Source organism: Luteibacter sp. dw_328 (genome assembly GCF_018449605.1).
GTDB lineage: Bacteria > Pseudomonadota > Gammaproteobacteria > Xanthomonadales > Rhodanobacteraceae > Luteibacter.
This window is the reverse complement of record NZ_JAAVUW010000011.1, coordinates 148377-172455: the sequence shown is the minus strand read 5'-3', so window position 1 is coordinate 172455 and position 24079 is coordinate 148377. Positions and strand designations below refer to the sequence as shown.

Genomic DNA, 24079 nt, shown 5'->3' with positions numbered 1-24079 from the left:
TAGCGAGGTCACCGCGAACCCATCGCCAGCAAAGCGGGCTCCTACAAAGGGCGCCGGCCGCCGTAGAGGACTCAGCCCCGGCAACCCGCCAGCAGATCGAGCTTCGGCTCGTACACCGTCGTGTGGGTGTCGAAAAAGCCCAGCAAGGTGTGGAACACGTTGTCCTGGCTCGCCGGCTGCGTGCGTCGCTGCGCCATGCAGTCCAGGCGCACGCCGGCGTCGCGCACCCATCCGGGCGACAGCCACATCAGCATCGGGATGTGCTTTTGCTGGCTCGGCGCCGTGGCCCAGTCCGCGCCATGGAGATAGATATCGTTCTCGCCCAGCGATTCGCCGTGGTCGGAGAGGTACATCATCGCGCTGTCGACTTCCGGAGCGGCCTTCAAGGCCTCGACCACCTGGCCGAGAATATGGTCCGTGTAGAGGATGGTGTTGTCGTAGCTCGCGACGGCCTGCGCATACGTGCATGTTTGCACTTCGCCGGTATCGCAACCCGGCTTGAAGACATTGAACGCCGCCGGATAGCGCTGGAAGTACGCCGGGCCGTGGCTGCCCTTGATGTGCAGCACCAGCAATGCCGGCGACCGCATCTTCGCCAGGCGTTCGGGCAGGTCGGCGATCAGCACGTCATCCTTGCAGCCGTTGGCGTCGCACAAGCCGTCGATCTTCGCGGCGGTGAGGTCATCATTGGGCACGCGCAGGCAGACATCCTTGCAGCCTTCGTCGTTGTCTCGCCAGAACACGTCCACACCCGCGTGCTGAAGCACATCCAGCACGTTCCAGTGGGCCTTGGCCACGGGCTTGTCGAACTTCTCGCGCGTCATGTTCGAGAACATGCACGGCACCGACACGGTGGTCGCCGTGCCGCACGACCACGCATCGCTGAAATAGATGGCCCCGGCCCGCTTCATCTCGGGATTGGTTTCGCGCGCATAACCCTGAAGCGACTGGTTCTCTGCCCGTGCCGTCTCGCCCACCACGAACACGACCACCCGCTTGCGCGCCGCCATGGCGGTATCCGGTACCAGCGTGGCGTCGGTGCCGATCGGGGTCATCGTCGCCTTTTTACGGAAGACATCTCGCTGGAGGTAGTGAAACGTGCCGCTGAGTGCCGCGTACGGATTGAACACCTCATACATCGGACGGTGGTTGCGCTCGAAGTAGACGTAATTGCGACCGGTCAGCAGGGGCGGCACGAACAGCAGAGCCGTCGCGGCCAGCACGATAGCCGCACGCCACCCCAGGCTGCGCCACTTCGGCGGGAAGCGGACCGGCACCCACAAAATGAGGACCGCCGGCAACACGCCGAACAGGGCAATCCAGCCGACGGACGCCGTGGTAATCAGCGCCGCGGCTTCCGCACGCGTCGTCTCGAAAATGCTCTGGATGATTTCTTCGTTCAGGCGGGCGCCGAACGTCTGCTCGTAGTACGCGCTGGCCGCTGATACGAGGACCAGCAGGGCCAGCAAGAACTTGCCCACGCGCGGCCACGTGGCCAACGCAAGGGTCAGGACGAGGTTACCTAACAGTCGACAATAAACCGTCACACTCAAGGCCCAGAATCCGGGCAGACCCTGGGAAGCCGCCAGGGCCTCGCGCACTTCGGGCCAGAGGGTGCGATTGAGCACGGCAAGGATATAAACGCCAACGAGGGCGCCCAGCACCCAGGCCGGCAACGCCCACTTCGCGCGGCGCGCGGCCGGGCGGTCTTGAATGATCATCCAGCGTCCTGTCTGGCCCGCACGATCGCGGGCCCTTAGAAGCCGTGAAATCTACAGGAGCGCCGTCGCGGGCTCAAACGGCGGCGCCGCGCCGAGGAGCGCTAAGCTCGCTCTAAGAAAAAGCGATTGTCTGGCCTCACCCGGCGGACGAGAAACCGGTGAACATGCCCACAAGGCTTCCCGGCGCCTCGTCCCCGAACAGCAGCCTGGATAACTCCCCGGCCTCCGCCGCAGCAAATGCGCTACGCGGAAACAACGCTTCCTCATAGGCCACAAGCGCGACTTCGATATCGTGTGGATGCGCCGCGAGCGCCCTCCCTAGTTCGGCGCCGTCGTACATGGCGAGATTGGCGCCTTCACCGGAAGGCATCATCAGGTGCGCGGCATCGCCGAGCAGGGTCACGCCCGGTACGCGACTCCACTGATGATCTTCTGGAAGTGCATGGATGGGACGAGGCACCGGGGCGGTGTCACTACCTGTGATAAGTGCCGTGAGTTCAGGCACCCAGCCATCGAACTCCTCCGCGACACGGGCCAGCGCCGCCGCGTGGTCCGAGAAGTCGATGCCGTCGATCCACGCTTTCGGCCTGGTCAGCGCCACATACGAGTGAAGCACCCCATGAGGCTCGCGGTGGGCCATGATGCCCTTCTGCGGTGCCAGTGCGAAAAATGCGCCACCACCGACCGCCTGTGCACTTGCCTGATGACGAGCATCCGCATCACGCAGATACGTCTCGACGAAGGACACGCCGACGTAGACCGGCTTCGCATCAGAGAGCAGAGGGCGCACCTTCGACCATGCGCCGTCCGCACCGATCAGAAGGCTTGTCGTCGCCATCGAGCCATCGGTAAACGTCAGCGCATGACGGCCTCCACCGAGCGAACGGACGGCTGCGAGTTTGTGCCCCCAGCGTATGGTCTCCGCAGGAAGGGATTCGATGAGTATCCGCCGCAGCCCGCCCCTGGGCACCTCGGGTCGTCCACCCGTCCCGTCGTCCGGCTGGTCGAACAGGACCTTGCCATCCTTGTCCACGACACGGGTGGCCTGCCCTCCCTCATGAACGAGCGCAATGAACTCGTCGAAGAGTCCCGCTGCCTTGAGCGCAACCTGTCCGTTCTCCTCATGAATATCGAGCATCCCGCCTTGCGCCCGTGCGTCTGGCGAGGCTTCCGCTTCGAAGACGGTCGCCTCAATGCCGTGCACGTGGAGTACCCGGGCCAGTGTCAGGCCGCCCAGGCCGGCACCCACGATCGCAATGGGGATATGCATGCAGTTTCCTGGCTCGCCTAATTTACTGGAACGTCGTTCCACAATATTGGAACGGCGTTCCAATCATGTCAATATGAGGAATGGCCAAAAAATCACCGGGCAGCCAAAAGCGGGAAGATTCACTCTCACGAGAGCGGATCATCGATGCATCGATCGCCCTGCTGGACGAAGCCGGAGAAAGCGGCCTCACCTTTCGCGCCCTCTCCCTCAAGCTAGCCACCGGCCCCGGTGCGATCTACTGGCACGTCGCCAACAAAAGCGAACTGCTTACCGCAGCATGCGACGCGATCGTCGCCCGTGCGATGAACGCACCACTTGCCGACGCGACGCCGGAGGCAACCCTCCGCGCCATTGCGCTGGGCATGTTCGACGCGATCGACGCCCATCCCTGGGTTGGCTCGACACTCGCTCATGCGCCAGGGCAGTTACCCGCGGTGCGGATCCTTGAACGCATAGGCCAGCAGCTTCGTCATCTGGGTGTTCCGCGCGAATTCGAATGGACAACCGTGTCCGCGTTATTGAGCTACATCCTCGGCGTGGGTGGCCAGAACGCGGCAAACGCGCAATTCGCCCAGGCAGAAGGGCTCAATCGAACCGATTTTCTCGCGTCCGTGGCGAATACATGGTCCGAGCTCGACCCGGCTGAGTATCCCTTCGCTAGCAGCATCGCAAAACAGTTGCCCGATCACGACGACCGGGCAGATTTTCTTACCGGGATCGATCTGATCCTCAAAGGCATTGGCTCGCGGTAACCTCGCGACAGTCATTCATCTGCCAGCCAGCTACTGAGCTCCATTCCGCGTAGCCTTTCGCCGAACCCGCTGTCTGGCATCGCCCTCATGACTGATCCGCTGCATCCGCCCCATGATCGGGCGGCGCTTCCGCTCGCCCCGGCTTTGGACCCTGCCCTCGCGCAAGCCCACATGCCAAGCCGCTTGCCGCGCATTCGTCGGCGGTTGGTCGCGTCGACATTGCTAGCCATGGTGCTTGGCACTGTCGTTGCGTTCATCGCGTTCGGCCTCACCCGGCTCATCGCGCTGGTCACGCAACTCGCGTTCTTCGGACACTGGAGCACCACATGGATCAGCCCCTCGACCCACCAGCGCGGCGCATGGGTCATCGTCATTCCCGTGATCGGCGGCCTCATCGTGGGGCTCATGGCGCGTTGGGGTTCACGAGCCATCCGTGGGCACGGTATTCCGGAGGCGATGGAGCAAGTGCTCACGAATGAAAGCCGCATTGCCGCGCGGATGATCTGGTTGAAGCCGCTGTCCTCGGCGGTGGCGATCGGCACGGGTGGCCCTTTCGGCGCGGAAGGTCCGATCATCGCGACAGGCGGCGCGCTCGGCTCGTATGTCGGGCAATTGCTTCCCGTAACTGCCGACGAACGCAAGACACTCTTGGCGGCCGGTGCGGCAGCGGGTATGGCGGCCATTTTTGCGGCGCCGCTGGCAGCGGTGTTGTTGAGCATCGAGCTGCTGCTGTTCGAGCGACGCGCGCGATCGCTGGTGCCGGTGGCCATGGCCGCCGCAACCGGAGCGGCCGTGCGCTTCGCTCTCGAAGGGCCGGGGCCCGTGTTTCCCATGCTGGCCCTCGGTCCGGCTTCGATCGTAGCCCTCGCGTTCTATACCGTGTTGGGTCTGATCTTCGGTGTGGCGGGCGTGGTCGTCACTCGCCTCGTGTACGGTCTGGAAGACGCCTTCGAAAAGCTTCCGATCCACTGGATGTGGTGGCCAGCGATCGGCGGCCTCGCCGTCGGAATCATTGGTTATGTGGTGCCGTCAACGCTAGGCGTGGGCTACGAGAACATCGTCGCCGTCATCGGTGGCCATCTGACCATCGGTGCGCTGGCGATCCTCGCTTTCGCAAAACTCGTTTCATGGTCGATCGCGCTGGGCAGCGGCACGTCCGGTGGCACGCTCGCGCCGCTGTTCACCATCGGCGGCGCGCTGGGCGGTCTGCTTGGCCTGGCCCTCGCGCAATGGCCGATCACCCAGGTGGATCCCCGCATGGCCGCCCTGGTAGGCATGGCTGCACTCTTCGCGAGCGCCTCGCGCGCGATGCTGACCGCCGCCGTGTTCGTCTTCGAGACCACGATGCAACCGCACGCCTTGCTGCCTTTGCTAGCGGCAAGCGTCGCAGCCTATCTGGTGTCGGGGCTGATGATGCAGCACACGATCATGACCGAGAAAATCGCCCGGCGTGGTGTGCACGTACCGACCGATCTCGTGGCGGATCCCACGCCACCGCAGTCGGCGGCTGGCTGACCGGCAACCTCAGTGCTCGTCGCGCTCCCGCGCCAATGCATGCGTGCGCTCGACGAAGTCCGCCTGCAGAGGCGTCGGCATCCAGTCACGTCGACGCGTCAAGGCGATGCGTCGACGTAGTTCCGCACCGAGGTTGCCGATCTCAGTCAGCGTCCCAGCGCGGTATTCGAAGAGAAACTGGTCGCGCGATACAAGCGTAAGCCAGTCGCCCTGAAGCAGCAGCCCACGCGTTACCAGCACCGAGCCACATTCGATACGAAGGCGCGGCGGCTCCACGCCGCGGCTGGTGAAGATCTGCTCCCACTTGTTCCGCAACGGAATGCCGGGTGCCGAGATGACCCACGGGTAGCCCAGAAGGTCCGACAGCTCCAGTTGCTCCTTGCCGCGTAACGGGTGATCCGCGCGACCGACAACCACCGGGTCGTCATCGAACAGCTCCTCCTGCACCACATCGCGGTGGGGTGCGGGATCGCGACGGGCGCCGATGATCAGATCCAGATCGCCCTGGCGAAGGCCGGCAAGCAGGTCGCGATACGAGGCCTCGACCACCTTCACCGCCGCGGACACGTGGGCCGTGGTGAACCGCGCAAGCAGGTCGGAGAAGAAGATGGCACGCGCGCTGGGCAGGATGCCAACCGTCACCCGGCCAGCATCGTCCGTGTTCATCGCCCGGACCTCGTCGAATCCTGCGCGCAATTCCGAAAGCATGAGACGGGCGAAGCGAACGAACCGGCTCGCGACATCCGTGGGCCGCACGATGCGGCCTACCCTCACGAACAGATCCGTACCGAGGATGTCCTGCAGCTCGCGCACGGCACGATGGACGGCGGGCTGCGACAAGCCGGTCAGCTCCGAGGCCTGCACGTAGCTGCTGTTGCCTTCCACTGCGATGAGCGCTCGCAGCTGCACCATGGTGACCCGCCGCTCGATATGCGGCAGCGGCGAGAGCCGGGCGGACCTTCTTACCAACCGCCCGCCGTGGGCGAGGTAATGCAGTGCACGATCGATGCGAAGCATCATGATCCGGCCCGCTGTCGTCGGTGTGACGCCGGCCGGCTGCCGGTCGAACAGACGCTCCCCGAGTACTCGCTCCATCTTGGCCATCGCCTGCGCAAGCGCCGGCTGGGAAAGATTCACCTCGCGCGCGGCCGCACTCATGCTGCCCGAGCGGCCGGTGACCAGCAGCGCATCCAGATGCCTGAGGTTGAGCTGGAAAATCTCGTTCACGAGCAATCAATCGTATTTACTTATACCTCGATCATAAAACGAAATAGCAAAGTGCGCACGGGACGGGCACGGTAGCGTCATCCCAAGCTACCGAAAACGGGCATGCCCACAGTCAATACCAAACTCCAAAGGCCCGGCAAGGCGGTTATCGACGAGCTTGCTGCCCTCGGGGTGGCCACGATCCACGAGGCGCAGGGCCGCAAGGGCCTCACCGGCCCGTACTTGCGCCCCATCTATGCGGGTGCCCGCATCGCAGGTTCGGCGGTCACCGTGTCCGTTCCCCCCGGCGACAACTGGATGCTCCATGTCGCCATCGAGCAGCTTCAGGAAGGCGACATCCTCGTCGTGGCACCGACGAGCGACTGCACCGACGGCTATTTCGGCGACCTGCTCGCCACCTCCGCCCTGGCACAAGGCTGCCGGGGCCTGGTCATCGACGCCGGGGTCCGCGATGTTCGCGACCTCACGGCCATGGGCTTTCCCGTCTGGTCCAAGGCGATCTCCGCGCAGGGAACGGTCAAGGAAACACTGGGCTCGGTCAACGTGCCGCTCGTCTGCGGCGGTGTCTGCATACGTCCCGGCGACATCGTCGTGGCGGACGACGACGGCGTATGCGTGGTCCTCCGTGAAGAAGCGGACGAGGTGCTCGCGAAGGGCCTGGAACGCGAAGCCCGCGAGGCACAGGTGCGCGATCGATTGGCGAAGGGCGAACTCGGACTCGACATCTACGCCATGCGTGAGCGCCTGGCGGCCAAGGGACTCGTGTACCGCTGACGGCGACCCCTGCGACAAACCCTCCCCACCTTACGACCCATAAGAGCCCCATGAAGATCTTCGATACCCACACGCATGTGATCTCCCCCGATACCGCGACGTACCCGACCGACCCCATCGGCGGTCATCAGTCGGAGTGGTCGCAGAAGCGACCCGTGGAAGCAGGCGGCCTGCTCAAGGCTATCGATGAGGCAGGCATTGCCAAGGCCGTCGTCGTGCAGGCATCGACGGTCTACGGGCACGACAACCGCTATGTCGTGGACACGGTGCGCGCGAACCCCTCCCGCTTCGTCGGCGTTTACTCGATCGATGCACTCGCACCGGATGCCGTCGAGCAGATCGACCATTGGCAGGCCCAGGGGCTGTCGGGATTTCGCCTGTTCACCACCGGCAGCACCATGCCCGGGCAGTCCGACTGGCTCGGCCACAAGGATTCATTTACCGCCTGGGCACATGCCGAAAAGCTCGGCATCCCCGTCTGCCTGCAGATGACGATGGAAGGGCTTCCCGCCCTGCGAGCGTTGCTCGAGCGCTTCCCCGCCGTTCGCGTGTTGCTCGACCATTGCGCGCGACCGGACCTGTCCGACGGTACGCCCTTCACCGCATCGCAGGCGCTTTTCGATATGGCGGTGTTCCCGGGTGTCTACCTGAAGCTCACCAATCGCACCCTCACCGCCGCAACAGCAGGCAAGTCGACCCCGCAGGACTTCCTGGCCCGGACCATCGACACGTTCGGTGCGGGGCGCATCGCCTGGGGCTCGAACTTCCCGGCGGCCGAAGGCACGCTGCCGACGCTCGTCGCCGCCGCACACGAGGCACTTTCCAGCCTCTCGCACGACGACCAGGCCATCATCTTCAGCGGCACCGCGGCAACGATCTATCCGGGCCTTTCGGGGAACGGCAAGCATGGCTGAGTCCACACGCCTGCGTACCGTCCTGGCCGACTCGCCGTTGTCCGCACCGATCAAGAGCGGCGCGCTCAGCAGCCCGGAGGTCACGTTCGATGTCGTCGAGGTCTCCCCGGTTCATAAGGCCTTCGCACCCATGGTGCGCGATCAGAGTTTCGACATCTCGGAACTGGCCATCGTCACCGGCCTCCAGGCGATCGCATTTGGCCGGCCCATCATCCTCCTGCCTGCGGTGGTCGCATCGCGCTTCCAGCGCGGTTGCCTGATTACACGGCGAAGCGGCGGCGTGACCACACCGGAAGGCCTGGTCGGCAAGCGTGTCGGCGTGCGCGCCTATACGCAGACGACCGGCATGTGGGTGCGTGCGCACCTCACCGAAGACTATGGTCTGGCAACGGACAGCATGCACTGGCTGACGCGCGACGCTGCGCATGTGGAGCAATACAAAGACCCGACCTTCGTCGAACACGGCGACGACGACCGCAGCCTGGTGGAGCTGCTTCGCGAAGGGGTCATCGACGCGGCTATCCTCGGCAACGACCTGCCGAAGGATGAAGAATTCATTCCGGTTATCACGGACGCCGCGACCCTCGACCGGGCGTGGTACGACCGGCACGGTTTCGTGCCGATCAACCATGTCGTGTCGGTGAGCACCGCCGTCGCCCAGCGCAGCCCGTCGGCCGTACAGGCGATGTATCGCCTCCTTCTCCAGTCGAAGTCCCGGCTCCGGGATGCACCCGGTACCCCTTCGCCGTATGCCTTCGGCTATGAAACGCTGCGCGAGCCGGTGGAATATGCCATCGACGCCTGCGTCGAGCAGGGACTACTACCCCGCCGCCTGAGCATTGACGAAGTATTCGGCCCGGCGCAGGACATACTTGACGGGGTCACCGAATGAACGCCGCGAAAGGGCTGAACGGCCCCCACCTGGAAACGCCAAGGTAATGAGCAAGCTGACCGCCACTACTGCCGCCACGCCGCTCAAGGCGCGACGCCCGTTCTACCAGGACCTCACCTTCCAGGTCGTGACGGGCATGGTGCTCGGCGTCCTGTTGGGCGCGTTGGCACCGGACATCGGCAAACAGCTCAAGCCACTGGGCGATATCTTCATCCGCCTGATCCAGATGGTGGTGGGGCTGATCATCTTCTGCACCGTCACGCACGGCATCGCCAGCGTGCGCGATCTGGGCAAGGTCGCGCGCATCGCAATCAAGGCCATGGTGTATTTCGAGGTCGTCACAAGCATCGCGCTGGTGCTCGGCCTGGTGACGATCAACCTGCTCAAGCCCGGCGTGGGCATGCACATCGACCCTGCCATGCTGCACACCGGTGTCGCCGTCGCCAAGGACGGACACACGGCCGTGCCGACCGGCGCGGGTGACTTCCTGGTCAACCTGGTGCCGAACTCCGCACTCGATGCCTTCGCCAAGGGCGATATCCTGCAGATCCTGGTGTTCTCGGTGTTGTTTGCCTGCGGCCTGGCGTCGCTCGGCGAGAAAGCCCAGCCGGTTCTGCATGTGGTCGACACGGTGCAATCCGCGCTGTTCTGGATCATCCGTCTGGTGATGAAGATCGCACCGATCGCCGCGTTCGGTGCCATCGCTTTCACCGTCGCGCAATTCGGTCTGGCCACGCTGCTGCCACTGGGCGCGTTGATCCTCGAATTCCTGCTCACCTGCGCCCTGTTCTTCGCACTGGTGCTCGCGCCGATTTCTGCCTATGCCGGTTTCAACCTGCTCAAGCTGATGCGCTACTTCCGCGAAGAACTGGTCCTGGTCCTGGGAACGAGCTCGTCGGAAAGTGTCTTCCCGCAGCTCACGGCGAAGCTCACCAGGCTTGGCGTCAACGAATCGGTGGTGGGCATGGTCCTGCCGACCGCGTACAGCTTCAACCACGACGGCACATGCCTGTACTTCGCTGCCGTGGCGGTGTTCCTGGCCCAGGCCACGGGCACCGCGCTGGGCTGGGAACAGCAACTGGGCCTGCTCGCCATATTGCTGCTCACGTCCAAGGGAGGCGCCGGCGTGTCCGGATCGGCCATCGCCGTCCTGACCCTCACGCTGGCCGCGACCAAGACGATCCCGGTCGGCAGCATCGCCCTGATTCTCGGGATCCACCGGATTCTCTCGGCGATGTTCGTGTTCACCAACATCGCAGGCAATTGCGTCGCCACCGTGGTCGTCGGTAAGTGGGAGAAAGCCGTCGATCACGAAAAACTCAAGCAGGAACTGGACACGGGTTACCAGCCCGCCTGATTCCGCCACATCGTCCGAAGTACAAGCCTCGCGAAGTCCCTCGACTCCGCGATCGGGGAGGGATTGCTCAAATGAACCGCAACACTTACATCGCCACCGCTCTATGTAGCCTCGCTGCCGCCATCGCACCGACGCTGGCATGGGCCCAGAACGTGCCCTCCGCCGCGCCCGCGCCGAGCTCATCGACCGCGGACGTAGCCGAACCTGACTCGGCAGGCAGTGGCCTGAAGTCGAAGGAAGCCTCGAAAGGCCCGCTGTCGGATGTCGCAGCGTCTTTACGTGACAAGGGCATCAAGCTACGCAGCGCGCTGATCGACCAGTACGCCAACAACACCACCGGCGGCATCTATCAGGGTCATAGCAATGTCGGCCAGTTCAACATCGGCGCCGATTTCGACCTCGACAAGATGGTGGGAATCAGTGGTGGATCGTTTCACTTCACGGTGTATCGCGACTACGGCGAAAGCCTGAACAAATACGTGACCGGTACGTTCACCAAGCAGCAGTACATCTACAAGAACGAGTTCTACCGCTGGCATCTGGGCCTGTTCGCCTATGAGCAGAAGTTGCTCGACGACAAGCTCGACATCACCGCGGGTCGCCTGGGCACGACTACGTACTACGGTCATCTGGTCACCAACTGCCAGTTCGAATCGGCCGATACCTGCGGTGAGCCACGCATCCTGGTTTCCGAAGCCGGCTTCAGCCTGCTTCCGTCAGCGACGTGGGGCCTGAACATCAAGGCACGGCCGACACCGCATACGTACATCGAAACCGGCGTTTTCGAGGTCAATCCGACGACGTCGGCGAGCAACGGCCTGGATTTCTCGGTCGGCAGTGCGACCGGTGTCACGATTCCGGTGGAATGGGCCTGGCAGGACGCCGATCCGACGAAAACACGTTATCCCTTCGAGCTCAAGGTCGGCGGCTTCGTCAGCACGGCACCCCTCACCGATCCCTACTACAACACCGCGGGACGCTCGAAGGCCCTGTTCGGCGGCACGGCGCGCACGATCAACAGCAGTCGCGATGGCGTCTACATCATGGGTGATCGCGTCATCTGGCGGCCGAACGATGCCAGTGCGCAAAGTTTCAATGTGTTCGGCGGCATCGTGCAGCAGCTGGACGAAGCGGAAATCATGCGCCAGCAGATCTATGCGGGCTTCGTCTGGACGGCACCCTTCGCCAGCCGCCCGACCGACACGCTGAATTTCTCCGTCTCCGAGTTCGAGCTGACGCCGCGCGAGCGCGAATTTCTCCGCGATGCGCGGGCCAAGAAGGGTGGCCACGGCACGAATGCCGCACACCAGACGGCTTACGAGCTGACATACGGCTGGCGTGTGGCTCGTGGCCTCGAGCTGATGCCGAGCCTGCAATACATCGTGCACCCCGACAACTCGAGTATCACCAACACCGCCATCTTCCCGAAGAACATGTTCGTCTACGGCGTGAGCCTCAAGATGGACCTGGGCACCATGCTCGGCTTCGACAAGACCGCCGGCGGCGACTGACCCTCCTCTACGAACGGATCCCCTCATGAGCAAGAAAACCGCCTTGGTCGTCAGCGCGCACTCGGCTGACTTCGTCTGGCGCGCCGGCGGCGCGATCGCCCTGCACGCCGCGGCCGGCTGGGATATCACCGTTGTCTGCCTGTCGTATGGCGAACGCGGCGAATCGGCCAAGCTGTGGCGCAAGCCCGGCATGACGCTGGACAAGGTGAAGTCGGAGCGCCAGGTCGAGGCCGAGAACGCTGCGAAGCACCTCGGCGTCGCCGATATCCAGTTCTGGGACCTCGGCGATTACCCGATCACACTGACTAACGACTCACTGTTCCGGCTCGCCGACCTCTATCGCTCCGTGCGGCCCAACTGGGTCATGACCCACTCCAGGAAGGACCCGTACAACGCCGACCACGTCGCGGTCAGCGCGTTTGCACAGGAGGCCCGGATCGTCGCGCAGGCGCACGGTCACGACCCGGAGACACCGGTGATCGGTGCCCCGCAGGTCTACCTCTTCGAGCCGCACCAGCCCGAACAGTGCGGTTGGAAGCCGGACACGATCCTCAACATCACCGATGCGTGGGACAGGAAGCGTGCGGCGATCGAGTGCATGCAAGGCCAGGAACACCTGTGGGAGTACTACACACGCGTGGCGCTGCAGCGCGGCGTACAGGGCGGTCGCAACTCCGGCACGCCGATGACGTACGGCGAGGCTTATGAATCGGTGTTCCCGGCGGTGGCGAGCGCGTTGGGCTAACATCGTTTTCTGGACGCGACTCTCGGGTGATGAATGTCTCGCGAAGACTGGTATCGAAACGTCGACTGGAATGATGGCATCGCGGCAGCGTTCGAGGAGAAGCTGTCGCGAGCACGCCACAAGAGCGATTACCTGAGGATCCAGGCCTGCAGCCTTACCGACAGGCATCCGCGAGTAGCGCTTGCCCTGTTGGATCGGTATTTCGCACTCGGTGAGCACTTCGATCATGCTCAGGCATATGTCGACCGAGCGACATCCTACCTCGCCCTTGGCGATGTCAATCTCGCCATCCAAGCTTACGAGGCGGCCCTGGCCAGAGAGGCGACTTATCCGCAGATGAAAACCTGCGCTTACTCGGACCTCCCTTACCTGATTGCCACCCTGGGTCTGGAGAGCCATTTCGATCGCGCAATGGAAGTTCTGGAACTCTCGAGCGGGCGCCTCATGTTTCCTGTCGATCGTTTCAAGCACCACGCTACTCGCGCGATCATTCTTGCCCGGCGCCATAGTCCGGAATGCCGAGCGCAGGCACTAGCAGCTCTCGAGGCCGCGACGATCGATCACTCGGGATTCCAGTACCATCCAAACATAGGGCTCGTATCTGAGAAGCATGCTCTATCCCTCTCTCTGCTTGCCAAGATAGTAGGTCTCCACTAGTCACAGGTAGCTCAGCCACCACGTTTTGTGAGTGGCCCGGTACCGCGCGTAGCGGCTTGCGATCGGATAGAGCACGACCAGCACCGCGAGCCACACGGCATACGTGCCGGCTAACGACAACCCCCATCCATCGGCGCGAAGCCGCGACTGATCGCTCAACGTGCCGATGAAGTGCGCCGCGGGCACGCCGTAGAACTGCGCGATGATCACCGCGAACGTATGCGCCAGATACAGGTGCAGCAGGTACGACAGCATCGGCGTGCGGCCGAAGGCCAGGAAGGGTTTCAGCAACCATGCCGGCGCACGGCCCAAGGCGAGGCCGAGCAGCGTGGAGATTCCCAGGGTGACCAGAACATAGTCCAGCGAAGGTGGGTACTTCGCCACCGACATGACTGCCAACGGTGTCAGTGAGCGATCAGTGGGAACCGTCCAGGGATGCGGGTCGCCATAGACGTTCGGCAGGCGAAGCACGAAGAACAGAAGCAACATGCCGATGGCCAGCAGCGCGAGCGTCCGGGTTCGCCGCGATGGCTCCATCAGATAGATGCCGCCGATGCCGTAACCCACGCACATGATCCCGAACCATGGCAGCACCGGGTAGGCAATGAAGCCGAACGGCAGCGGACCCGGCTGCATCAGCAGGTGCCATGGCAGCCCCCACACGCCGAGCGTGCCGGCATCCACGCCATCGAACAGGTTGTGCCCGGCGACCAGGGCGACGCCAATCCCCAGCACCACGCGGCGCGGCAGATGCACCACGGCGGACATCAGCACCATGCTCAGGCCGATTGCATAGATCACCTGCAGGAAGACGGCGGGACGGAAGTCGAAACCAAGGTCGACGAAAGTGACTTCGAGGAACATCAACCAGAGGCCGCGCGTGAGCAGGAACCGCGAGAGCGGCCAGCCCGTCTTGCCTCGATGGACCTGTAGGAAGATCGAAACACCCGACAGGAGAACGAAGGTCGGCGCACAAAGGTGCGTCACCCAGCGCGTCAGAAACAACGCCACCGACGTCTTGTCCAGATCCAGCGGATCGAACAGGAAGGCCTGGCGGTTGACGAAGTCGCGCGTATGGTCGAGCACCATCAGTGCGATGACGAGGCCACGTAGTGCGTCGATGAAGTCCAGGCGAGGCAGCGGCGCCGTTGAAGCCACGGTTGCGTTCGAAGCGTGCGGTTCCACCATCGCCAGTCACCCCGGAATCCAGACCCAACCTGACCGTTGTAGCGCCTTCGACCCGCGAGGTGAATCGGAGGAATGGCATAGGCCGCCGTCTATGGCGCAGCAAACCGCTGACGGTAAGCGCCCGGACTGGTGCCCAGCTTGCGCCGGAAGTGATGTCGCAGGGTGGTCGCCGTACCGAGCCCGGTCTGGCCGGCGATCAGGTCGATCGATAACGCCGAGCTCTCCAGCAACTCGCGCGCCCGATCGACTCGAAGCGTCGTCAGCCAGTCCGCCGGCGTGGTTCCCGTCGAAGCCTTGAAGCGACGGATGAAGGATCGCTCGCTCATCGCCGCCATGGCGGCGAGCGTGGCCAGCGGCAGGTCGTCGGCAAGGCGGCGACGCATCGCGTCCATCACGGGGCCCAGCAGGTCGCGTTCGCGCTGGGCCACGGGGCGCTCGACGTACTGGGCCTGGCCGCCGTCCCGATGCGGTGGGATGACCAGCCGCCTCGCTACGTGATTGGCAATGGCCGGGCCGCGGTCACGCCGGATGAGGTGCAGGCAGAGGTCGAGACCCGCGGCGCTGCCCGCCGAGGTGAGCAACTGACCCTCGTCGACATAAAGCACATCCGGATCCACCTCAATGGTGGGATAACGAACGCGCATGGCCTCCGCGTAGCGCCAGTGCGTCGTGGCACGCCTGCCGTCCAGTAACCCTGTGGCGGCGAGCACGAACGAACCCGAGCAGATGGAGAGAAGCCGCGCCCCACGTGCATGGGCACGATGAAGCGCGTCCACGACGGCTAAGGGCACGGGCTCGTCAACGCCCTTCCAGCCCGGCACGATGATCGTCCCCGCCTCCGCGAGCCGATCCAGATTCCCGTCGGGCTGAAGGCGGGTGCCGTACTGGCCCCGGACCTCGCCCTGCTCCGCGGCGCAGGTCTCGAAGCGATACCAGTCCTCGCCCAGTTCCGGCCGCGCCATGCCGAACACTTCGGCGGCACTGGCGAACTCGAACATGCACAGCCCCTCGTAGACCAGGGCCACGACGAGCGCATTGGGCGGCGCAAAAGGGATTGGCATGATCTGATCGCATGATGGCGTTCACGCCACTATGCCGCGCTTGCGCCATCGGGACAATGGCTTGCACACCCACCGCACGAGAGCACTGCCATGTCGAACGCCGTCACTCGCGTCCCCGCCGCCCCATCGGACCTCGCCATCGCCCATTTCGAGTCGGAGCTCAGCTTTGAAACCGACTGCTGGGATACGCACGACGCACTCGCCCTCGACGACCCGGGCTTCGTCCTGCTCGATGTCCGCAGCCCTGCCCTGTTCGCCCAGGGCCACGTTCCAGGCGCAATCAACCTGCCCCACGGCAAGATCATCGCCTCACGCATGGCGTCGTGGCCCGCATCGACGCTCTTCGTGACCTATTGCGCCGGGCCCCATTGCAACGGCGCCGCGCGAGGTGCCGCAAAGCTGGCTCGCCTTGGCCTGCCAGTGAAGCTCATGGCGGGCGGCGTGACGGGATGGATCGACGAGGGCTTCGAACTCACGAGCCACGCTCAATAAGTACCCGTTGCATCCGTGCCAGCCGCCGCTACGTATCAAGTGACCTGAACGGAACGCGCGCGCGTTGACATGGATGGCACAGGGCTTGCCTCTACCATCCCACGCTACTTTCAACCTCCGTTGCCGAGAATGGACATTCGGCCCGGCAGATACAGGTCATGTTGTTGGGATGGGATCAACTTTGATGATTTTTCAGCAGGACGCCCGCGTACCTCGCGCAAGGCTGTGCCTGGCGTTGTTTCTGGCCCTGCATGGGCCCGCGGCCTGGGCCGCGGTACCGCCCGAACGCGATGCACTCATGGCAAAAGTGCGTCAGGAGCGTGACCAGGGTCATCGGGTGGACGCATTGGCACAGGTCCAGGCAATCCTCGCCCGGTGGCCGGACGACCGCGAAGCACAGGCGCTCAACGTCACTTTGTTGACGGAAATCGGCGCAACGACGCGCGCCAGGGAACTGGCGTCGACCCTACAGCCACCGCAGAGTCCTGCGGACAGTGCGCGTCTCGACGCCGATCACGTGGCCCGGGAAACCCGGTGGGCCGAGGGTTCGCCGGCCGATCCGCGTGCACCGTACGCCGAAGCCGATCGCGCGGTCGTCGATGCACGACGACTCGCGGACGACCCCCTCCTTCCCGCCGACATGCGCCTTCGCGAACAGTTCGACCTCATCGTGGCGCTGGATCAGGCAGGACTCATGGACGAAGCCGTGCAGCGCTACGACGCCCTGCACAAGCAAGGGGTGACGCTACCCGCTTACGCCGAGCGCAACGCGGCCGACGCCCTTCTCGCCAAGCGCCGCCCGGCCGAGGCCGCACAGGTTTATGAAGACAGCATCGCCAGGGATCCCGGTCCTTACGACGCCGCCGATCTCGATCCGCGCATCGGACTCATGTACGCGTACCTGGAGTCGGGACAGACCGGCAAGGCGTTCACCACCATCGACAATCTGGCGGCGAAGGAACAGCCGTGGGTCCGTGTTCCCGGCATTCGCCTGCCCATCCAGAACCCGCGCAAGTTCGACGCCGAATCGGCCGCCATCTCGGCACGCAGCATCGTGGATATGCAAGCCGACGCGTATGCGCGCATCGTGCCGCTCAGCCGCGAGGCACCGGCCGATTCGGACATCCGTCGCCAGCTGGGCATGGTGGAACTGGCCCGCGGCTGGCCCCGGCGCGCCCAGGACGACCTCGCGATTGCCGATACCCTCAATCCGCGGGATGTCGATTCCTACCTCGACGCCGCGGATACGAAGCGCGCCCTGCACGATTACGAAGGCATCGACGACGATCTCGCCGAGGCCAAGGTGCTCGGCAGTCGCACTGACCGCGTCGACCGCGCCATCCAGTCGTGGGATCGCGAGCGCGGCTGGCAGTTCGACATCAGCCAGGAGAACGGCAAGGGTTCCAGCCCCGACTACGGCGACCGCGACAGCGCCACGCTGGCGACGATCGAAAGCCCGCTGATCGACGATCACTGGCGCGTCGTCGCGCTGGGCCGCTATTCCACCGCCGACCTGCCGGAAGGCGACGTCCGCCGGACGCGGTTCGGCGTCGGCGTGCGTGGCTACGCACGTGGCCTCGAAGCCTATGTGCAGGCGTTGCCCGCCGCGGACAGGTACGTGGGCAAGACCGCCCTGGAAGCCGGCGTGAACTGGGCGATAACCGACCACTGGGCGATCGCCACCGACTTCAGCACGGCCGGCGAAGACACGCCGTTGCGCGCGCAGTACTACGGTATCTCCGCGAAGACCCTCGAAACGGCCGTGACATGGCGGGCGAGCGAGCTCACGCAGGCGCGACTGGGTGTGGCCCGCGACAATTTCAGCGACGGCAACAAACGCACGAGCTGGCTGGCTGCCTTCACCCAACGCGTTTACACCGCGCCCAACCTCGCCCTCGACGGCGGCGTGGAAGTGGGCGGCTCGATGAACACGCAGACCGATCGCCCTTATTTCAACCCGCGCCGCGACAACAGCTACGCGCTCACTGGCCGGCTGGAAAACCTGCTCGGCCAGTTCTACGAACGCCAGGTCACCCAGCGTATCGACGTCGCCGTCGGCGAGTACGACGAACAGGGTTATGCCAGCGACTGGATGGCCAGCGTGCGCTACGGCCAGATCTTCCAGCCACGCGCGGGCATCCGCCTTGGCTGGGGAATCGGCTGGCACAACCAACCCTACGATGGCCGCCGCGAACATCGCGTCGTCCTCGACCTGACCCTGCACTGGGGAGAATGAGAGTCATGCGTTCGCTGTTGTTCCTGCTAGCCCTGCTCGGGCTCGCGCTTCCCGCATTCGCGCAGACCGTCGCTCCGGCGCGGCCCACGCTGATCGTGCTCGCCTATCACGACGTTCGCGACGATGTCGGCCTGCAGGCCGACCGCGATCCCGATGCGACCAGCACCGATCACCTGATCTCGCACTTCGACTGGCTCAAGGCCAGCGGCTACAACATCGTCAGCCTGCAGCAGGTCGTCGATGCCAGCCACGGCGGTGCCAGGCTTCCCCCGAACGCCGTGCTGCTCACCTTCGACGACGGCCTGGAGAGTTTCTACACCCGCGTCTATCCCCTGCTACGCGCTTATAACTATCCCGCCGTCGCCGCCATCGTCGGCTCCTGGATGGACATGCCCGCCGGCAAGCGCATGCCTTATAACGGTTCCGACTGCGATCGCGACTGCTTCCTCACCTGGGACCAGGTGAGCGAGATGCACAAGGGCGGCCTGGTCGAATTCGCCTCGCACTCCTGGGGTATGCACGAAGGCACCGAGGGCAATCCGCAAGGCAACCTGTTGCCCGCCGCCGCCTCGCTGCGTTACGACGACAAAGCCCACGTGTACGAAGACGAAGCGCAGTACCGCGCTCGCGTCGGCGCCGATCTCCAGCACAGTGCGGACGAAATCGCCGAGCACACGGGTGTTCGTCCGCGCGCCGTCGCATGGCCTTACGGCGCCTATACCCGTGTGGGTCGCGCCGTGGCCGCGGAACATGGCATGCCGGTGACCTTCAGCCTCGGCGACCGACTGCCCACCCTCGAGGTCGGCAAGACCATTCCTCGCCTGTTGGTCAGCGGCAATATCACCGCGAACCGCCTGGGCTGGCTGATGCGCCATCTCGATCGTGTCGAGCCCACGCGTGCCGTGCAGGTGGACCTCGATTACGTGTACGACCCCGACCCGGCCCAGCAGGATCGCAACCTCTCGAAGCTGCTCGATCGTATCAAGCGCCTGCACCCGAGCCAGGTCTGGTTGCAGGCCTATGCGGACCCGGACGGCGATGGCGTCGCCGATGCAGTGTATTTCCCGAACCGCCACCTGCCGATGCGAGCGGACCTTTTCTCCCGCGTGTCGTGGCAGTTGCGCACCCGCGCCGGCGTGCGCGTGTACGCCTGGATGCCCGTCCTCGCCTTCCGTTTTCCGGACGGCAAGGACCTGCCCTCGCTCGCCGGCGAACCTAAGCCCGGCGGCGACCATTATCGCCTTGCGCCGTACGACCCGAAGGTGCGCGCCATGATCGGCGATGTCTATGAAGACCTCGCCATGCATGCCGATGCCGCAGGCGTGCTGTTTTCCGATGACGCCTATATCCGCGACACCGACAACCTCGGCCCGTGGGCGAAGAACACCCCGGCGCAGAATACGCAGGCGCTCATCGATTTCACGCTCGAGCTCTCCGAACGCATGCAGAAGTGGCGCCCGCAGTTGCGTACGGCACGAAACCTCTACGCCCGGCCTGTCCTCGAGCCGAATGCGGAAGCCTGGACGGCGCAGAACCTGCCCGCCTTCATCAAGGCCTATGACATGACGGCCGTGATGGCCATGCCGCAGCTGGACCAGCAGTCGGACCGCATCGGCTGGTACAAGCACCTTGCCGCGAAGGTCGCGATGGTTCCGAACGGCTTCGAGCGCACCTTGTTCGAATTCGCCACGCAGAACTGGCGTACGCACCAGCCCATCGACGACCGCGACCTCGCCCAGCGCATGCGTACCATGCAGGCCGCGGGTGCGTGGCACATCGGTTACTACCCGGACGACTTCCTCCACGACCATCCCGACCTGGAAACCATCCGGCCTTATATTTCGGCATCCGACTATCCCTATCCGGAGCCCATCCGATGAACGGCGGGATTCTCCACATACTGCTGGAATTTGCGTTCTTCTATCCGCTGGTGATGTCGCTGCTTTGGATGACAGGCGGCGTGATCTATTTCATGCGTTGGGAACGTAACGAGCCGGTACGCGTCAAACCGCCCGAGCTGCCGGAATACCCCATGGTCACCCTCGTGGTGCCCTGCCATAACGAAGGCGAGCAGGTACGCGAAACCATCGCCCACCTCGCCTCGCAGCAGTACCCGAACTTCGAAATCATCGCGATCAACGACGGTTCGACCGACGATACGGGCGCCCAGCTTGATCAACTGCTCGACCAGTATCCGAAGCTGCGCGTGATCCACATGTCGAGCAATCAGGGCAAGGCCATGGGTCTGCGCGCCGCCGCCCTGGCGTCCAACGCGGACTTCCTGGTCTGTGTCGACGGCGATGCCCTGCTCGACGACTACGCCACTCACTGGCTGCTGTCGCACTTGCTCGATAGTCCCCGCGTCGCCGCGGTCACCGGCAATCCGCGCATCCGCAATCGCTCCACCCTGCTGGGCAAACTGCAGGTGGGCGAATTCTCGTCCATCATCGGCCTGATCAAGCGTGCGCAGCGCGTCTATGGACGCATCTTCACGATCTCGGGCGTGATCGCCGCGTTCCGCAAGAGCGCGTTGCACGACGTCGGTTACTGGAACACCGACATGGTCACCGAGGATATCGACGTGAGCTGGCGGCTGCAGATGCGCCACTGGGAAATCCGCTACGAACCGAATGCCCTGTGCTGGATCCTCATGCCGGAGACGATTCGCGGCCTGTGGAAGCAGCGCCTGCGCTGGGCCCAGGGTGGCTCCGAAGTGCTGCTGCGTTACACGAAGAAGCTGTTCGCCTGGCGTCAGCGTCGCATGTGGCCGGTCGCCATCGAATACGTGATGAGCCTTGTCTGGTCGTACACCATGGCGATCATCGTCACGCTGTGGGTGCTCGGGCTCTTCAGCGATCTGCCGCCGTCGTTGTACATCGAAACCCTGTTGCCGCAGTGGCACGGCGTCGTCCTCGGCGCGATCTGCCTGCTGCAGTTCCTGATCAGCCTGCTGGTCGACCGTCGCTATGAAACGCGCATCGGCCGGAACTACTACTGGATGATCTGGTACCCACTGGTGTACTGGATACTTAACACGGCGACCTCCATCGTCGCGATGCCCAAAGCCTTGATGAAGCGCAAGGGCACGCGTGCGGTATGGGTCAGCCCGGACCGGGGACTGCGATGAAAGCCGAAGCCATCCTGATCCAGCGGCCCGAGCGCCAGTCGTCGATTCAGAAAGCCATGTTCAGCGTGGTCACCGTCATCGCGTGGCTGTTCTGGGCATTTCTCTGGCTGCCGCTGATCACCCTCGGCGCCTGGGCCTTCGGCGTGCGCAACGCCTGGTTGCAGCTCTACGTCCTGCAACCCTCCCACAAGGAAGGCGACCTCAATGTGGTGCTGATCGCCGCCGTCATCTGCGCGCTCATATTCAGCACATGGTCGGGCTACAACCGTGCGCGGTTCTCCGGCAGACAGAAACGTCGTGGAAACGATCCTGTCGGCATTGAAGCGACGGCACGCGTGATCGGCGCGAGCACCGAAGACGCCGTGAGTATCCAGGCGCACCGCCGTGCCGTGGTGAGTGTTAGTGACGCCGGCTACATGACGGTCGACGAAGTGCGCTAGACCAACGCGAACACGCCAAACGCGGGATCGGGAGAAATCCACTCCCGGTCAACTCGCCAGCCACCGGCGGCGGCAAGACGCGCAAACGACGCCGGTGTGAACTTGTGCGAGTTCTCCGTGTGGATGGACTCGCCGGCGGCGAAGCCGAAGCGTTGGCCTGCCACCGTCACCTGCTGCGCTACGCGGCTCACCAGGTGCATCTCGATGCGCTCACGTTCCGCGTTCCACACCGCGCGATGCTCGAAGGCCTGCGGATCGAAGTCCCCACCCAGCTCACGGTTGATGCGTACCAGCATGTTGCGATTGAACGCCGCGGTCACACCCTCGGCATCGTCGTAGGCCGCGACCAGCGTATCCACCGGCTTGACCTGGTCGGCGCCAACGATGAAGTGCGCCTCGGGGCCGAGCCTCTCGCGCACCGACCGCAATAGCGCGATCGCCTCTTCCGGCACGAAATTGCCGATCGTCGAACCCGGAAAGAACGCCACCACTGGCCTGCCGGCAAGGGCGCCAGGCACGTCGATGGCGCGGGTGAAATCACCGACCACCGGATACACCTCCAGCGCCGGATACGCCGAGCGCAGCCGCTCTACCGCCCCGTTGAGGGCGTCCACGCTGATGTCGACCGGGACGTAAGCCGAAATCTGTGGCGCCGCGTCGAGAAGTACACGCGTCTTGTCACTCGCGCCGCTACCCAGTTCGAGCAGCACGGCGCCATCCGGAATGGTTGCCGCCAGTGCCGGTGCGATGTCGTGCAACAACGCCGTTTCGGTGCGCGTCGGGTAATACTCGGGCGTGACGCAGATGGCTTCGAACAAGGCCGATCCAGCGGCGTCGTAGAAGTACTTCGGCGAGAACGCCTTCGGCGACGCCGACAAACCTGCGAGCGTGTCACGCAGGAAGGTCAGGCGATCGTCGTCCGGAGAACTGCCGACATCGCGCGCCAGGCGCAGGCCGGAAAACATCCAGCGCTGGCCCGGACGATAGAAATTCCGGTAAGACGGCCGGACGTGATGCGGCGGCGTCACGCTGGCGCCACCCCGCAACACCATCTGGCCACTCATGAACTTGCCGTTGTATTCACCGACGGCATCATCCGTCGCACGGAAACCTGGATACGGCGAATAGGCGCTGGCGGTCCACTGCCAGGCGACATCCGAAACCTGATCCAGATCGGTACGCGTGCGAACGGCGTGCTCCCACTCGGCTTCGGTCGGCAGGCGTGCGCCGGCCCAGCGGGCGAAGGCTTCCGCCTCGTAATAGCTAATGTGCGTTACCGCAGCATCGGGGTCGACCGGTTTCCAGCCACCCGGCGTCATATGCGACCAGACATCACCCTCGCGACGCCAGTACAGCGGTGCCTCCCAGCCCTCCTCCTGACGTTGTGACCAACCGTCGGAGAGCCAGAGGTCCGCCCGGCGATAGCCTCCCAGCGCCATGAAGGCGAGCCACTGTCCGTTGGTCACGAGACGATCGGAGATTTCGAACGGTTCCAGCCACACCGTATGGCGAGGCCCTTCGTTGTCGAACGCGAAGTGCTCGTCCACGACGCCAATGCGTACCGGACCACCGCCGATGCGACGGAAGCGGCCGCTGGGGCCGGGTGCCTCTGTGGGCCATGCTGGCGCAAGCGCCGGCTTGAGCGGCGACTGGGCGAACAGGTGCTGCACGTCCATCACCAGCAATTCCTGGTGCTGTTCCTCGTGGGCAAAGCCAAGGCGCAACAACGCCTCCAGTTCCGCCGAGGGCGTCTCCCGCAGGAAGGCACGCATGTGCGTGTCGACGTGGTGGCGATACGCGACCACCTGTGCCACCGACGGACGCGTCAGAAGGCCACGCAAGGGGCGCGGATGTCGCGGTCCCACCGTCTCGTAGTACGAGTTGAAGAGGTAGCCGAAGTCGGCATCGAATACCTCGTACCCGGGCACGTTGGGCCCGAGCACGAAGGTTTCGAAGAACCAGGTGGTATGCGCGAGGTGCCATTTTGCGGGACTGGCATCGGGCATGGACTGGACGACCATGTCCTCGGCGTCTAGCGAAGCGACCAGTGCTTCGGTGCGCGCACGGACGGCGTCGTAGCGGGCGAGAAGCGACTGGCCGGCGTTACATCGGGTCGCCGCCGCGTCTTCGTCGGGACGAAGAGCGGCGGCACCAGGCGCCCAGGTGGTATCGACGATGGCTTGCATGTTCAGGTTCCCTG

General features: G+C 64.3%; 20 protein-coding genes. 14 read left to right on the top strand and 6 right to left on the bottom strand.

The features are described 5' to 3' along the window. Positions 1-71: 71 nt before the first annotated feature. Complete coding sequence (locus HB634_RS22635) at positions 72-1721, bottom strand: phosphoethanolamine--lipid A transferase (protein WP_213950206.1); 1650 nt, start codon at positions 1719-1721, stop codon at positions 72-74. A 136-nt stretch (positions 1722-1857) separates the two neighbouring features. Further along, a complete protein-coding gene (locus tag HB634_RS22630; RefSeq protein ID WP_213950205.1) occupies positions 1858-2991 on the bottom strand; it encodes an NAD(P)/FAD-dependent oxidoreductase in 1134 nt (377 codons plus the stop codon). 80 nt (positions 2992-3071) lie between these two features. Here HB634_RS22630 and HB634_RS22625 point away from each other — a divergent pair, with 80 nt between their 5' ends. Both HB634_RS22625 and HB634_RS22620 read left to right on the top strand, forming a co-directional pair. Beyond that, positions 3072-3743 (top strand): TetR family transcriptional regulator, encoded by a 672-nt coding sequence (locus HB634_RS22625; RefSeq protein ID WP_213950204.1) that lies wholly within the window; start codon positions 3072-3074, stop codon positions 3741-3743. Positions 3744-3914: 171 nt separating this feature from the next. After that, the gene (locus tag HB634_RS22620; RefSeq protein WP_213950203.1) at positions 3915-5258 is read left to right on the top strand and encodes a chloride channel protein; all 1344 of its coding nucleotides are present in this window, start codon (positions 3915-3917) and stop codon (positions 5256-5258) included. A 9-nt stretch (positions 5259-5267) separates the two neighbouring features. Here HB634_RS22620 and HB634_RS22615 read toward each other — a convergent pair whose 3' ends face one another. Further along, the gene (locus tag HB634_RS22615) at positions 5268-6485 is read right to left on the bottom strand and encodes a LysR family transcriptional regulator (RefSeq protein WP_213950202.1); all 1218 of its coding nucleotides are present in this window, start codon (positions 6483-6485) and stop codon (positions 5268-5270) included. Between the two features lie 102 nt (positions 6486-6587). On the opposite strand from HB634_RS22615, the gene HB634_RS22610 reads away from it, so the two are divergent. The 7 genes from HB634_RS22610 to HB634_RS22580 all read left to right on the top strand — a co-directional run bounded on the left by HB634_RS22610 (position 6588) and on the right by HB634_RS22580 (position 13335). Beyond that, complete coding sequence (locus HB634_RS22610) at positions 6588-7259, top strand: 4-carboxy-4-hydroxy-2-oxoadipate aldolase/oxaloacetate decarboxylase (RefSeq protein WP_213950201.1); 672 nt, start codon at positions 6588-6590, stop codon at positions 7257-7259. 50 nt (positions 7260-7309) lie between these two features. Further along, complete coding sequence (locus tag HB634_RS22605; RefSeq protein WP_213950200.1) at positions 7310-8173, top strand: amidohydrolase family protein; 864 nt, start codon at positions 7310-7312, stop codon at positions 8171-8173. Beyond that, on the top strand, positions 8166-9065 hold the full coding sequence (locus tag HB634_RS22600; RefSeq protein ID WP_213950199.1) for a hypothetical protein: 900 nt from the start codon (positions 8166-8168) through the stop codon (positions 9063-9065). The genes HB634_RS22605 and HB634_RS22600 overlap by 8 nt, the downstream gene beginning before the upstream one ends. Positions 9066-9111: 46 nt before the next feature. Beyond that, the gene (gene dctA / locus HB634_RS22595) at positions 9112-10422 is read left to right on the top strand and encodes a C4-dicarboxylate transporter DctA (RefSeq protein WP_213950198.1); all 1311 of its coding nucleotides are present in this window, start codon (positions 9112-9114) and stop codon (positions 10420-10422) included. A 71-nt stretch (positions 10423-10493) separates the two neighbouring features. Beyond that, positions 10494-11933 carry a carbohydrate porin gene (locus tag HB634_RS22590; protein ID WP_213950197.1) on the top strand — a complete coding sequence of 480 codons (1440 nt, stop codon included), beginning with the start codon at positions 10494-10496 and terminating at the stop codon, positions 11931-11933. A gap of 25 nt (positions 11934-11958) precedes the next feature. Beyond that, entirely contained in the window at positions 11959-12678 is a 720-nt protein-coding gene (locus HB634_RS22585; RefSeq protein ID WP_063571308.1) for a PIG-L deacetylase family protein, read from the top strand. A 33-nt stretch (positions 12679-12711) separates the two neighbouring features. After that, positions 12712-13335 (top strand): hypothetical protein, encoded by a 624-nt coding sequence (locus HB634_RS22580; protein WP_063571307.1) that lies wholly within the window; start codon positions 12712-12714, stop codon positions 13333-13335. Here HB634_RS22580 and HB634_RS22575 read toward each other — a convergent pair whose 3' ends face one another. After that, positions 13336-14523 (bottom strand): heparan-alpha-glucosaminide N-acetyltransferase domain-containing protein, encoded by a 1188-nt coding sequence (locus HB634_RS22575; protein ID WP_213950196.1) that lies wholly within the window; start codon positions 14521-14523, stop codon positions 13336-13338. It lies immediately after the preceding gene. A gap of 89 nt (positions 14524-14612) precedes the next feature. Then, positions 14613-15584, bottom strand: a complete 972-nt coding sequence (ftrA, locus tag HB634_RS22570) for a transcriptional regulator FtrA (protein ID WP_213950195.1) — start codon at positions 15582-15584, stop codon at positions 14613-14615. 90 nt (positions 15585-15674) lie between these two features. Here ftrA and HB634_RS22565 point away from each other — a divergent pair, with 90 nt between their 5' ends. The 5 genes from HB634_RS22565 to pgaD all read left to right on the top strand — a co-directional run bounded on the left by HB634_RS22565 (position 15675) and on the right by pgaD (position 21879). Continuing rightward, positions 15675-16076 carry a rhodanese-like domain-containing protein gene (locus HB634_RS22565; protein WP_063574016.1) on the top strand — a complete coding sequence of 134 codons (402 nt, stop codon included), beginning with the start codon at positions 15675-15677 and terminating at the stop codon, positions 16074-16076. A 184-nt stretch (positions 16077-16260) separates the two neighbouring features. Next, entirely contained in the window at positions 16261-18312 is a 2052-nt protein-coding gene (gene pgaA / locus HB634_RS22560) for a poly-beta-1,6 N-acetyl-D-glucosamine export porin PgaA (RefSeq protein ID WP_213950194.1), read from the top strand. 5 nt (positions 18313-18317) lie between these two features. After that, entirely contained in the window at positions 18318-20192 is a 1875-nt protein-coding gene (gene pgaB / locus HB634_RS22555; RefSeq protein ID WP_213950193.1) for a poly-beta-1,6-N-acetyl-D-glucosamine N-deacetylase PgaB, read from the top strand. Next, positions 20189-21439, top strand: coding sequence for a poly-beta-1,6-N-acetyl-D-glucosamine synthase (gene pgaC, locus HB634_RS22550; RefSeq protein WP_213950192.1), 1251 nt, complete (start codon positions 20189-20191; stop codon positions 21437-21439). The genes pgaB and pgaC overlap by 4 nt, the downstream gene beginning before the upstream one ends. Continuing rightward, positions 21436-21879, top strand: coding sequence for a poly-beta-1,6-N-acetyl-D-glucosamine biosynthesis protein PgaD (gene pgaD / locus HB634_RS22545; RefSeq protein WP_063572409.1), 444 nt, complete (start codon positions 21436-21438; stop codon positions 21877-21879). Before pgaC ends, pgaD begins: the two co-directional genes overlap by 4 nt. Here pgaD and egtB read toward each other — a convergent pair. Beyond that, positions 21876-24065 carry an ergothioneine biosynthesis protein EgtB gene (gene egtB / locus HB634_RS23090; RefSeq protein ID WP_345777528.1) on the bottom strand — a complete coding sequence of 730 codons (2190 nt, stop codon included), beginning with the start codon at positions 24063-24065 and terminating at the stop codon, positions 21876-21878. The genes pgaD and egtB overlap by 4 nt on opposite strands. Between the last annotated feature and the right edge of the window lie 14 nt (positions 24066-24079).

Bases quoted from the DNA above. Each gene is read 5' to 3' on its own strand.
- pgaB (WP_213950193.1), top strand. From the start codon at position 18,318: ATGCGTTCGCTGTTGTTCCTGCTAGCCCTGCTCGGGCTCGCGCTTCCC.
- HB634_RS22565 (WP_063574016.1), top strand. From the start codon at position 15,675: ATGTCGAACGCCGTCACTCGCGTCCCCGCCGCCCCATCGGACCTCGCC.
- HB634_RS22590 (WP_213950197.1), top strand. From the start codon at position 10,494: ATGAACCGCAACACTTACATCGCCACCGCTCTATGTAGCCTCGCTGCC.
- pgaD (WP_063572409.1), top strand. From the start codon at position 21,436: ATGAAAGCCGAAGCCATCCTGATCCAGCGGCCCGAGCGCCAGTCGTCG.
- HB634_RS22610 (WP_213950201.1), top strand. From the start codon at position 6,588: ATGCCCACAGTCAATACCAAACTCCAAAGGCCCGGCAAGGCGGTTATC.
- HB634_RS22630 (WP_213950205.1), bottom strand. From the start codon at position 2,991: ATGCATATCCCCATTGCGATCGTGGGTGCCGGCCTGGGCGGCCTGACA.
- HB634_RS22575 (WP_213950196.1), bottom strand. From the start codon at position 14,523: ATGGTGGAACCGCACGCTTCGAACGCAACCGTGGCTTCAACGGCGCCG.
- pgaA (WP_213950194.1), top strand. From the start codon at position 16,261: ATGATTTTTCAGCAGGACGCCCGCGTACCTCGCGCAAGGCTGTGCCTG.
- HB634_RS22625 (WP_213950204.1), top strand. From the start codon at position 3,072: ATGGCCAAAAAATCACCGGGCAGCCAAAAGCGGGAAGATTCACTCTCA.
- pgaC (WP_213950192.1), top strand. From the start codon at position 20,189: ATGAACGGCGGGATTCTCCACATACTGCTGGAATTTGCGTTCTTCTAT.
- dctA (WP_213950198.1), top strand. From the start codon at position 9,112: ATGAGCAAGCTGACCGCCACTACTGCCGCCACGCCGCTCAAGGCGCGA.
- HB634_RS22620 (WP_213950203.1), top strand. From the start codon at position 3,915: ATGCCAAGCCGCTTGCCGCGCATTCGTCGGCGGTTGGTCGCGTCGACA.
- HB634_RS22600 (WP_213950199.1), top strand. From the start codon at position 8,166: ATGGCTGAGTCCACACGCCTGCGTACCGTCCTGGCCGACTCGCCGTTG.
- HB634_RS22605 (WP_213950200.1), top strand. From the start codon at position 7,310: ATGAAGATCTTCGATACCCACACGCATGTGATCTCCCCCGATACCGCG.
- HB634_RS22580 (WP_063571307.1), top strand. From the start codon at position 12,712: ATGTCTCGCGAAGACTGGTATCGAAACGTCGACTGGAATGATGGCATC.
- egtB (WP_345777528.1), bottom strand. From the start codon at position 24,065: ATGCAAGCCATCGTCGATACCACCTGGGCGCCTGGTGCCGCCGCTCTT.
- HB634_RS22635 (WP_213950206.1), bottom strand. From the start codon at position 1,721: ATGATCATTCAAGACCGCCCGGCCGCGCGCCGCGCGAAGTGGGCGTTG.
- HB634_RS22585 (WP_063571308.1), top strand. From the start codon at position 11,959: ATGAGCAAGAAAACCGCCTTGGTCGTCAGCGCGCACTCGGCTGACTTC.
- ftrA (WP_213950195.1), bottom strand. From the start codon at position 15,584: ATGCCAATCCCTTTTGCGCCGCCCAATGCGCTCGTCGTGGCCCTGGTC.